Genomic DNA, 11,034 nt, shown 5'->3' on the forward strand with positions numbered 1-11,034 from the left:
CAAGACTGCTGACTTGGTCAAAGAAGCCATTCAAAGCATTCCCTACGCTCTGACCAAGGTCAAACTCTTCCATTCTGATCGTGGTAAGGAGTTTGATAATGCCTTGATTGATGAGATGTTAGAAGCCTTTGGCATCACACGTTCGCTGAGTCAAGCGGGTTGTCCTTATGACAATGCGGTAGCTGAGAGTACCTATCGCTCCTTCAAACTGGAGTTTATCAACCAAGAAACCTTCCGCTCTCTGGAAGAATTAACCCTTAAAACCAAAGACTATGTCCACTGGTGGAATCACCATCGCATCCACGGCAGTCTCAATTACCAAACACCAATGACTAGGCGAGTCATTACTTAATAAAAACACTTTATAAATTTTGTACAGAAAACTGTTGCCTTTTCAAACTAGTCTTTCTGCCATCAGAATAACACATTGGGGGCTTCGTCTGTAAAGTAGTGGTCATCATAAACCTTCTTACCGTTAACCTGTTTAGCTTGCTTAACTGTCCTACACTAAATTTCACAGGAAATTGTCGAAGGATTTCTCCCCAAGCGTCACGTAATATCAAGCTAGCTTTAGCCTTCAGAAAGGTGGTGATAAGCCTGGTTTGTACCAGAATAGTATATCAGATGAAAAGTTCTTTTTTCTTGCACTTCATTTTACAACAGGGCAAATTATTAAAGAAAAAGATATCTCAAGCAATAAGATATAATAAAAGCAAAAGAAACGTTGTCAAATCAACGTTTCAAAAATAACATAACTGCCGATTGCAGGGATCGAACCTGTGACCTACGCGTTACGAGTGCGTTGCTCTACCAACTGAGCTAAATCGGCTTACCCCACTATTTTATCACTTTGATTTTAAATGTCAATGACAAGAAAAAAGGCTTATCCTTTCGGACAAACCTTTATTTAATAACGTTTCAGAACTGATTAAGCTTTACCTTCTGAACCGAAAACATCGATACGTTCTTCAACAGCAGCAGTGATTGCATCGAAACCTGGTTTCAAGAATTTGCGTGGGTCAAAGAGTTTTTTCTTCATGTATTCAGCTTCGTTAGCGTTGAATTCAGCAACAAAGTCGCGAGTAGCAGCGCAGAAAGCCAATTGACATTCAGTATTAACGTTAACTTTAGCAACACCAAGTTTGATAGCTGCTTGGATTTGATCATCAGGGATACCAGATCCACCATGAAGTACGATTGGGAATCCTGGAACAGCTTCTGTAAGTTTTTGAAGGTGATCAAGGTGAAGACCTTTCCAGTTTTCTGGGTAAGGACCGTGGATGTTACCGATACCTGCTGCCAAGAAGTCAATACCAGTTTCAACCATTGCTTTTGCATCTTCGATTGGAGCCAATTCACCGTCACCGATGATACCGTCTTCTTCACCACCGATAGTACCAACTTCAGCTTCTACTGAGATGCCTTTAGCATGTGCTTTCTCAACAACTTCTTTAGCCAATTTAAGGTTTTCTTCAACTGGAAGGTGTGAACCGTCGAACATTACTGAAGTGTAGCCAACTTCGATACATTCAAGAGCATCTTCGAAATGACCATGGTCAAGGTGAATAGCAACTGGTACAGTAATACCCATTGATTCAACAAGGTTTTCGATAAGTGCTTTACAAAGTTTGTAACCACCCATGTATTTGGCAGCACCCATTGAAGTTTGGATAAGAACTGGGGCTTTTTTAGCTTCTGCTGCACGCAAGATAGCTTGAGTCCACTCAAGGTTGTTTGTGTTAAATCCACCAACTGCATAACCGTTGTCACGAGCTGCTTGGACAAATTTTTCTGCTGAAACGATTGCCATTATAAGGCCTCCTATTTATTTTTTGGGGTTCAACCCATTACACGAATATTCTAACATAAATACGGTAAAAATGCTAGCGTTTACTGAAAACTTAAATGATTTTCTAAGCGACTTTCTTCGTTATTAAAAATATTCTGGCGTTCTTTGAATAAAAAAAGCCGAGCCATATAGACTCAGCTACTCTGCGGAGAGAGGGACTTGAACCCTCACGACCAAAAGCGGTCACAAGATCCTTAGTCTTGCGCGTCTGCCAATTCCGCCATCCCCGCTAACAACATAACAAATTATATCAATTTACTATATTGTTGTCAACATTATTTTTCATAATTTTTCAAAAAAGTTGAAATTTTTTTCTGATAGGTTTCAGGATTTGATTCCATTGACTTAGCATGCTGCGCGCCCTTAGCAATATAAAGTTCTTTAGCACCTCGGCTTGCTTTAAAATTGTCATAAACCATTTTTGTTGGTACAAAATCATCCTTGTCTCCATGAATGAAGAGAATAGGTAATTTATTTTTCTTCAGCTGCTCAATACTGCTGGCTTGACCGTAAGAAAAGCCAGCTCGCACTTTGGAAATAGACGACACCTCATAAAGAATTGGAAAGGCAGGCAGGCTGTACATTGCTTTAGCCTGATATTTCAATTCTTCCCAAACACTACTGTATCCACAATCTTCAATAATATTGACAACTTGTTTAGGGAGATTGCTTTCACCGCTAGCCATCATGACAGTAGCTCCTCCCATGGAGACACCAAAAAGAGTAATCTGACTAGCTGCATTTTTGTCAACCAAAAGCTGTGCCCATTTGATAATATTAAGTCGATCGTTCCAGCCGTAGCCAATAATCTGACCTTGACTTTTCCCATGAGCCATATTGTCAGGCATCAAGACATTATAACCTAGTTCATGAAACATCCAAGCATAAGCTTTCATGTCCTTCTTACTGTTGTTAAAACCATGAACTACAATAACTGTTTTGTTCGTTTCCCTTGCTGCTGGAACATACCAAGCATCCTGTTTTAAACCTTGATTAGCCATCCAGACGGTCTCTTTTTTCAAATGATCAAATTGCTTTTCATCATCATACAAAGGATTAGCCCTAGTCTTAGGCCTATGGTTGATAAAAGATTTCTCTTCACGAACTTGTGCCACATAAAAAAAATAATAACTAACGCCAAGTGAAATTGCAAAAAAGGTAAGGATAATTCCTGTGATAAGCTTTGATAATCTAATCTTTTTCATAAAGTGTATTGTACTGCAATTTAACAAAAAAAGAAATAGCTAGGCTACTTCTTTTCAAATTTATTTAACATTTTGAACAGCTGCCGTTACAAAAGCTGTGTAAAGCTCTTCTGGACGATTAGGGCGACTTTGTAATTCTGGATGATATTGCGCAGCTACAAAGAATTTTTTATCTGGCAACTCAACCACTTCCATGAGGCGGTTATCTGGTGAAACACCTGAGAAGACAAAACCTGCTGCTTCAAACTGCTCACGGAATTTAGTGTTAAATTCATAGCGATGACGGTGACGACGTTGGACCACTTCTTGATTGTTGTAAGCTGCAGCTGCTTTTGAGCCGACTTTCAATTTACATGGGTAAAGGCCCAAGCGAAGTGTTCCACCCATGTCTTCAATGTCAATTTGATCACGCATGATGTCAATGACAGGGTACTTAGTATCAGGATTCAATTCAGCAGAGTTAGCACCTTCCATATTAAGGACATTGCGGGCAAATTCAACACAGGTCAATTGCATACCCAGACAGATTCCTAACATTGGAACATCATTTTCACGCGCATAACGAATCGCCTCAATTTTACCTTCGGTACCACGTTGACCGAATCCACCTGGCACGATTATACCATCCGCATCACCTAGAAGCTCCGATGCATTTTCCGCGGTCACATCATTAGCATTAACCCAGTTCAAATCAATCGCAGCATCATTGACATAGCCTGAATGTTTGAGAGCTTCAACAACAGATAAATAAGCATCTGGTAATTCAACATATTTGCCAACCAAAGCAATTTTTACACTCTTTTGAAGATTCATGACCTTGTTCACCATAGCTGACCATTCTGTCATATCGGCCTTAGGAGCATCAAGTTTCAAGTGATCGCAAACAATTTGATCCATATTTTGTGCTTGCATATTGAGTGGAATTTGGTAGATATGATCTACATCAAGCGACTCAATAACAGCTTCTGGCGCAACATCACAAAATTGGGCTAGTTTATTTTTAATATTTTGACCAGCAGGTTTTTCGGTACGGATAACCAACATATTTGGTTGAATCCCCAGCCCACGTAATTCCTTGACAGAATGTTGGGTCGGCTTAGTTTTCATTTCACCAGCAGCCTTAAGATAAGGAAGCAGAGTCGTATGAATGTACATGACATTATCCGCCCCGACATCTGCCTTCATTTGACGTAGAGCTTCGAGGAATGGCAAACTTTCGATATCACCAACTGTCCCTCCAACTTCAGTGATGATAACATCTGAGTCAGTCGTTGTTGCAGCACGCTTGATTTTTTCTTTAAGCGCATCTGTAATGTGGGGGATAACCTGAACAGTAGCTCCTAGATATTCACCCTTACGTTCTTTGCGAAGAACTTCGCTGTAAATTTTTCCTGTCGTAACATTAGAGTATTTGTTTAGATTAATATCAATAAAACGTTCATAGTGGCCCAAGTCAAGGTCTGTCTCTGCGCCATCATCTGTTACATAAACTTCACCATGCTGATAAGGACTCATCGTTCCTGGGTCAATATTAATGTAGGGGTCAAATTTTTGAATGGTTACTTTAAGACCACGGTTTTTCAAAAGACGCCCTAGGCTGGCCGCTACTATCCCTTTACCAATTGATGAAACAACACCACCAGTGACGAAAATATACTTTGTCATGTCAACTCCTTTTTCATTAGTTTGCATAGCTGTGCTAAGAATCTTTTCTGGGAAAAACAAAATAGCTCCCTAGCAAGTAGGGAGCTTTGTACTGACCTCAAAAAGAGGTGCCCGAATAGTAATATAAACTAAATCTTCTTATTTGTCAAATGAGAAAATCACACGAAAGAGAAACTAATAAATTCCTCGTTTAGTCTTGCCTATCTTCGTCCTCTTCTTCATCGTCATCATCTTCTTCGTTGATATCGACATCTTCATCTAAATCATCATCAGTAATGATTTCATTGATTTCAGAGTCGTATGATTCAACTTCAGATTTTTCATCATCTGGATCTTCATCATCATATTCCAGATTTGATGAATTTTCAGTGTAATCCTCATCTTCTGGATCATCATCTGAATAATCAATAGCATCTTCATCACCATCCATAAAGGCATTAACGCGTTTCTTCTTGCGTTTTGGTGACCCATTTTCATCATCTTCAAGAGTAATGATTTCTTCGTCAATTTCATCAATGGCGTACCAAGAGCGCAGCCCCCATTTATTTTCACCTAAGGGGATAAAACTACCATCTGTATTCAAATCTGAGTAGAAGAAAGGAAGTGATTCACGAATTGCTGCATCTGATTTATCCAAATATTCTTGAATCGCATTAACAAGGTCGCTAAAATACATTTCATTGTCACGACCGCGTTCTTCCAATATAGCACGGGCCACTTCAATCATTGAGAGTTCATTTTTTTCTTGTCCAGCAAATACTTCTAATTCCAAGGTGGTTCTCCTCATTTTAATATCGAGACATCAGCTGTTTGGGGAGGCATCTGGGCTCCTTAGCCTAAACAACGGTTCGAATTCATTTTTTGTCGCTGTCTACTATTTTACGCTAAAAAATACAATTCGTCAAAGGATTGCAGCAAATTTCTTGAAGACAAGATTTACAATCAAAAAAGCAATCCTTGCAGATTGCCTTTTCTTAATCAAACATTAATGACTTTATTTCACTTTAGCTGAGCTTGTTACTACTTCAACAGCTTTCTTCATAGCGATATCGTGCTTAAGCATATCAGCTGAAAGAAGGTTACGGACTTGCTCAACTTCCATGTTGTATTCTGAAGCAAGATTCGCAATTTCTTTTTCGATTTCTTCGTCAGAAGCTTCAAATCCTTCCGCCTTAGCAATAGCTTCAATGACAAGATTTGTTTTCACTCGTTTATCAGCATCTGCTTCGTATTGTTTATGAAGGTCTTCTTCAGATGTTCCTGTCAATTGGAAGTACATTTCTGGAGAGATCCCCTGACGTTGCATGTTGCCCATGAATTCGTTCATAGCGCGGTGTACTTCGTCATGTACCATTTCTTCTGGCAATTCAATAATTTCAGCGTTGGCAACAGCCAATTCAAGCGCTGCACCTTCAACAGCGTCATCGTATGCAATTTCTTTAGCTGCTTCAAGTTCTTTACGGTATTTAGCTTTCAATTCGTCAAGAGTTTCAACTTCTTCGTCGATATCTTTAGCTAATTCGTCATCAAGAGCTGGAACTTCTTTAGCTTTAACTTCGTGAACTGTAGTTGCGAAGACAGCATCTTTACCTGCAAGGTCTTCAGCTTGGTAGTTTTCTGGGAAAGTTACTTTAACTTCTACTTGATCACCAGCTTTTGAACCCACCAATTGATCTTCAAAACCAGGGATGAATTGACCTGAACCAAGTTCAAGTGAGAAATTGTCTCCTTTTCCACCGTCAAATTCAACACCGTCAACTGAACCAACAAAATCAATCACAACAGTGTCGCCGTTTTCAGCTGCATCTTCTTTGATAACCAATTCAGCAAGATTGTTGCGTTCGCGTTCAACCTTTTCATCAACTTCCGCATCAGTTACTTCTTTAGTAGCATCTACTGATACTTCAAGGTTCTTGTAATCGCCAAGTTTCACTTCAGGTTTTGTAACAACTTCAGCAGTCAAAGTCCATTCTTGACCTTTTTCCATAGAGGTAACATCAATTTTTGGTTGTGCAACAACATCAAGTTCAAGTTCAGCAACAGCTGCTTCATAAGCTGCTGGCAAAATAGCATTCAAAGCATCTTCGTAAAGCGCTTCTTCACCGAATTTTTGATTGAAGACGGCACGAGGCATATGTCCTTTACGGAATCCTGGTGCATTCAATTCTTTTTTGACTTTATTAAAGGCTTGGTCAAGAGCTGGTTTAATTTTATCTTGTCCAATTGTAAATGTAATCACGCCACGGTTTGTAGCAGTGCTTTCAAATGATGTAGACATCTAGTCATTTCTCCTTAAAAATTTTATATACAGTTTAGTTTATCATATTTCAAGAGCTTTTAAAAGTTTTTTATGCATTTTTTGAGCCATAAAATCCTTGCAGACTTTCCTTTTTTTTACTACACTAAAGTTATGACTATTATCCAAAAATACTTTCAACAGTTTCACCTTGAAGAGCTGGCACTAGACCTCACTTCAAAAGCGGTTTCGCTGGTGCTGCTGATTATTCTCTTTTCAATTGGCAAGCGGATCATCAACTACCTTTTTGACAAAACCATCGCAACCTCTATCTCTCTATCCAAGCAAACACAGGCGCGACAGAAAACCATTATTAAGCTGCTGCATAACGTCATGAATTATGTACTCTACTTTTTCCTCGTTTACTGGGTTTTGAGCATTCTGGGTGTACCTGTTTCCAGCCTTCTGGCAGGGGCTGGAATTGCTGGAGTAGCCATCGGTCTTGGGGCTCAAGGTTTCCTTTCTGATGTCGTCAACGGTTTTTTTATCCTCTTTGAAAATCAATTCGATGTTGGTGATTCCGTCGATATCGGCACCGTTTCTGGTAACATTTCCAGTGTCGGCTTACGTACCACACAAATTCGTGGGTTTGACGGCACCCTGCATTTTATTCCCAATCGCAATATCCTCCTCGTCAGCAACAAATCACGCGGTGATATGCGAGTGCAGATCGACATTCCGATTTTCGCCCATACTGATTTAGAAAAAATGACCAAGGTCATTAAAACAGTGAATAAGGAAAGCCTGGAAAATCACCCAGAAATCGTGGGTAGTCCAACTGTACTAGGACCGCAAACGGCCAAGTCTGGACAATTGGTCTTTCGTATTGATATTTTCGTGCAAAACGGCGCTCAAAATCGCACCTATGCAGAATTTTATCGTCTCTATCAGGAAAACCTCATTGCAGCTGGTATTTCATTACCAACGCTCAATACATCATCTCCCACAACAAACAAGCTCTGACATGATGGCAGAGCTTGTTTTCATTATCAAAACTTACGAATTGGGTCTGTTGTATAGGTGGCACGCACTCCGCCAATCAATTTGGATCGGCTGGCTAAGGCTGTCACATGAGCGCCGCCTAGCTCACGCCGAATAGGTACCAGCGGAACCTGCACACGTTTGACATGCATACCGATGCTGGTGTCTCCAATATCAAGACCTGCATGAGCTACAACTTCTTCGACTTCAACAGGATTTGTCATAAACTTGAAGGCAGCTACTTGACCGCTGCCGCCAGCATGCAGGTTAGGTATGACATTAACAATTTCTAAGTCTTTATCCTCTGCCACCTGTTTCTCCACCACTAAGGCGCGATTAAGATGCTCACACCCCTGCACTGCCAAATGGATACCTCTAGCCGTTAGCTCATCCAAAATGGTCTTAACGATAACTTCACCAATCTCAGCACTACTATTTTTCCCGATAACGCCACCAGCTACCTCGCTGGAAGAGAGACCCAGCACAAACAGCTGCCCCTTTTTAATCGCCGATCGGTCGATAATATCAAGAACAATGTCACGCGTCTGCTTTTCTAAATCTCGTAAATTCATTTTCTTACCTCACTAGGTCTATTATAGCACCTTTTCAGCAGAGCCGCGCTTTTGAAAATTACTTTTCAAATTTTTGATAAGCGTAGAAAACAGCGTAGCCTACTGCCACACCAAAAAAGTTTTGCATGGCATTGCCCCAGATTCCTGCTAAGGAACCACCTAAACCGTAGCCTAATAAGAGTGAGCCAATAAAGTACCAGCCCACCATAGCTAGTGATGACAAAATCAATCCTAAAATACGCTTAGAAGCTGTCCAGCCACCGAAGAAACCTTGCAAGCCGTGGGCAATTAAGCTATGAAACATCCACTGGGGATAGCCAGCCAGCAAGTCAATCAAGAAACCTGACAAACCACCAACGATTGCCCCTTGACGAGACCCCAGATAAAAAGCGGTGAAATAAACACCAGCATCCAACAAGGTCAAAAAGCCTGTTGGTGTAGGTACCATAACAAAACGTCCTAAAACAACCGTCAAGGCCGTCAAAACTGCTAGTAATGTTAATTCTCTAAGATTTGTTTTTCGCATAATTCTGCTTCACTCCGTAATCATTTGATTCTTCAATAGTATGGTAGACAAAATCCTTGGCTAGACTGACTGCCTCCTTGCTTTCCTTCCCCAAAGCCAGTTGGCTAGCGATATACGCTGCGAAAGTACAGCCTGCACCGTTATTATTACGGTGCAGAATGGGATTGCGCAACACCACAAAGTCCTGCCCATCATAGAAAAGGTCAATAGCTTCATGCTTATTCAGACGTGAGCCACCTTTGATGACAATGGCCTGCGCCCCCAAGTCATAGAGAATCTGAGCGGCCTTTTTCATGTCTGACAGAGTGGTTAAGGGCATGCCTGACAGGATTGCTGCCTCACGCAAATTTGGCGTGATAACTGTTGCCAACGGCAAGAACTTCAACATTTCCACTCGCATGCCTGAGTTAGCCTGATCACTATTTTCTTTAAAGACCAAAACAGGATCAAAAACAACTGGCAACTCTCGTCCGTAGTTTTGTAAAAACCCCAAAGCCTGCTCTGCTATTTCCACAGACGGCAAAAGCCCCAGCTTGATGGCGGCAAAAGGAACTTCTCGCAAGCTTTCCAATTGTTTGGCAAATAGCGGAGCTGGAGTGGGAGTAATCTCAAATCCATCAGCTTTAATGCTGGTCATGCAAGTCTGGGCAACAAAACCGTAAAGTCCGCTGACGGTGAAGGTCGCCAGATCAGCCTGCATGCCGCCGCCGCTCAAGACGTCATTGCCTGAAATAGCTAAAATATAATCAGTCTTCATAGATAATCTCCTTGAGATAAAGGCCATTACCAGCTGCTGTCGGACCAGCTAAATCTCGATTTTTAGACTCTAAAACCGTCTTAATCTGACTAACAGGCATGCGACCATTGCCGATTTTCAAAACCGTACCGACCATATTGCGGACTTGCTTGTAGAGAAAACCGTTACCTGTGAAGGTGAAAATCAGAAAGCCTGTCTTATTGTCACGCTCAACTGTTGCTTGACTAATGGTGCGCACTTTATTTTCCACCGAAGTTCCCGAAGCTGTAAAACCTGTGAAATCATGAGTACCAACCAAATCTTTGATGGCCTCCTGCATACTGGCCAAATCAAGCGGGTAAGGATAGTGCGTAGCATAATGACGCATCATGGGATTTTTGGGACGACCGCTGTCCACTAAAAATTCATAGGTCTTACTGTGCTTGTTATAGCGAGCATGAAAGTCATCTGAAACCTGCTCAACAGCCACCACATCAATATCCTCTGGCGACTGGGTATCTAGTCCAAAACGCAGCTTTTCCACATCGCGCTCCTGAGGCAAGTCGAAATGCACGACCTGACCGTAGGCATGCACACCCGAATCCGTTCGCCCAGCCCCGTGAACCTTGACTGGCTGACCACTATTAAGTTTTTTCAATGTCTTTTCTAATTCCTCCTGAACTGAACGCTCCTTGGTCTGACGCTGAAAGCCAGCAAAGAGGGTTCCGTCGTAAGAAATTGTAGCCTTATATCGTGTCATAACTAGGATTATAGCAATTTTTAAGGGCGCAAGCAACCTCCTTGACCATATAAGTTCCCTATCAGCTGATAAGAATTCCCTATTTAAAAAACACATGCTATAATATAGAAAAACTCAGGAGGCTCCTATCATTAACAAAACAATCTACTTAACTAGTGTCGTAGTGAACAGCTCCCTGTCAAGTGGACAATGAAATAATAAAAGATTAGGCGACGGCCTTGTTCCTCATTTCAAGAGGGGCAAGGCCGTTGTTGCGTTCTTGAAAACGTTGATGATTGTAAAAATAGATGTAGGCATCAATATCTGACACCAGCTCCTCAAAAGTTTTATACTTCTTCAAATCGTAGCACTCCGTCTTAAAGTGCCCAAAGAAACTTTCAATTGGCGCGTTGTCAATACACTTACCAACACGAGACATAGAGCGGGTCATCTGATACTGGGTCG

12 protein-coding genes and 2 tRNA genes are annotated in these 11,034 nt (G+C 41.2%); 2 read left to right on the top strand and 12 right to left on the bottom strand.

What is annotated here, in order from left to right; translation table 11 throughout:
• A partial coding sequence (locus A3GS_RS0107880) for an IS3 family transposase (RefSeq protein WP_018364881.1) occupies positions 1-352 on the top strand: 352 nt, incomplete at its 5' end.
• 404 nt (positions 353-756) lie between these two features.
• Here A3GS_RS0107880 and A3GS_RS0107885 read toward each other — a convergent pair.
• The 7 genes from A3GS_RS0107885 to tig all read right to left on the bottom strand — a co-directional run bounded on the left by A3GS_RS0107885 (position 757) and on the right by tig (position 6,997).
• Positions 757-829, bottom strand: a tRNA-Thr gene (locus A3GS_RS0107885).
• Positions 830-928: 99 nt separating this feature from the next.
• Positions 929-1,810 (bottom strand): class II fructose-bisphosphate aldolase, encoded by an 882-nt coding sequence (locus A3GS_RS0107890; protein ID WP_018364882.1) that lies wholly within the window; start codon positions 1,808-1,810, stop codon positions 929-931.
• Between the two features lie 183 nt (positions 1,811-1,993).
• A tRNA-Leu gene (locus A3GS_RS0107895) sits at positions 1,994-2,079 on the bottom strand.
• A 45-nt stretch (positions 2,080-2,124) separates the two neighbouring features.
• Complete coding sequence (locus tag A3GS_RS0107900; protein WP_018364883.1) at positions 2,125-3,054, bottom strand: alpha/beta hydrolase; 930 nt, start codon at positions 3,052-3,054, stop codon at positions 2,125-2,127.
• A 60-nt stretch (positions 3,055-3,114) separates the two neighbouring features.
• Positions 3,115-4,719, bottom strand: a complete 1,605-nt coding sequence (locus A3GS_RS0107905) for a CTP synthase (protein ID WP_026216328.1) — start codon at positions 4,717-4,719, stop codon at positions 3,115-3,117.
• A 190-nt stretch (positions 4,720-4,909) separates the two neighbouring features.
• Positions 4,910-5,491, bottom strand: a complete 582-nt coding sequence (rpoE, locus tag A3GS_RS0107910) for a DNA-directed RNA polymerase subunit delta (RefSeq protein ID WP_018364885.1) — start codon at positions 5,489-5,491, stop codon at positions 4,910-4,912.
• 222 nt (positions 5,492-5,713) lie between these two features.
• On the bottom strand, positions 5,714-6,997 hold the full coding sequence (tig, locus tag A3GS_RS0107915; protein ID WP_018364886.1) for a trigger factor: 1,284 nt from the start codon (positions 6,995-6,997) through the stop codon (positions 5,714-5,716).
• A 132-nt stretch (positions 6,998-7,129) separates the two neighbouring features.
• Here tig and A3GS_RS0107920 point away from each other — a divergent pair, with 132 nt between their 5' ends.
• Positions 7,130-7,978, top strand: a complete 849-nt coding sequence (locus A3GS_RS0107920; protein WP_026216329.1) for a mechanosensitive ion channel family protein — start codon at positions 7,130-7,132, stop codon at positions 7,976-7,978.
• Positions 7,979-8,004: 26 nt separating this feature from the next.
• On the opposite strand, the gene A3GS_RS0107925 is transcribed toward A3GS_RS0107920, so the two are convergent.
• The 5 genes from A3GS_RS0107925 to A3GS_RS0107945 form a co-directional block, all read right to left on the bottom strand.
• A complete protein-coding gene (locus A3GS_RS0107925) occupies positions 8,005-8,568 on the bottom strand; it encodes a TIGR01440 family protein (protein ID WP_018364888.1) in 564 nt (187 codons plus the stop codon).
• A gap of 58 nt (positions 8,569-8,626) precedes the next feature.
• On the bottom strand, positions 8,627-9,094 hold the full coding sequence (locus tag A3GS_RS0107930; protein WP_018364889.1) for an ECF transporter S component: 468 nt from the start codon (positions 9,092-9,094) through the stop codon (positions 8,627-8,629).
• Entirely contained in the window at positions 9,075-9,851 is a 777-nt protein-coding gene (locus tag A3GS_RS0107935; protein ID WP_018364890.1) for a bifunctional hydroxymethylpyrimidine kinase/phosphomethylpyrimidine kinase, read from the bottom strand. Before A3GS_RS0107935 ends, A3GS_RS0107930 begins: the two co-directional genes overlap by 20 nt.
• Complete coding sequence (truA, locus tag A3GS_RS0107940) at positions 9,841-10,590, bottom strand: tRNA pseudouridine(38-40) synthase TruA (protein WP_026216330.1); 750 nt, start codon at positions 10,588-10,590, stop codon at positions 9,841-9,843. The genes A3GS_RS0107935 and truA overlap by 11 nt, the downstream gene beginning before the upstream one ends.
• A 205-nt stretch (positions 10,591-10,795) precedes the next feature.
• Positions 10,796-11,034 (bottom strand): IS3 family transposase (locus tag A3GS_RS0107945; protein ID WP_018364892.1); only part of this gene is annotated, 239 nt, incomplete at its 5' end.

The organism is Streptococcus caballi DSM 19004 (assembly GCF_000379985.1).
GTDB classification, from domain to species: Bacteria; Bacillota; Bacilli; order Lactobacillales; family Streptococcaceae; genus Streptococcus; species Streptococcus caballi.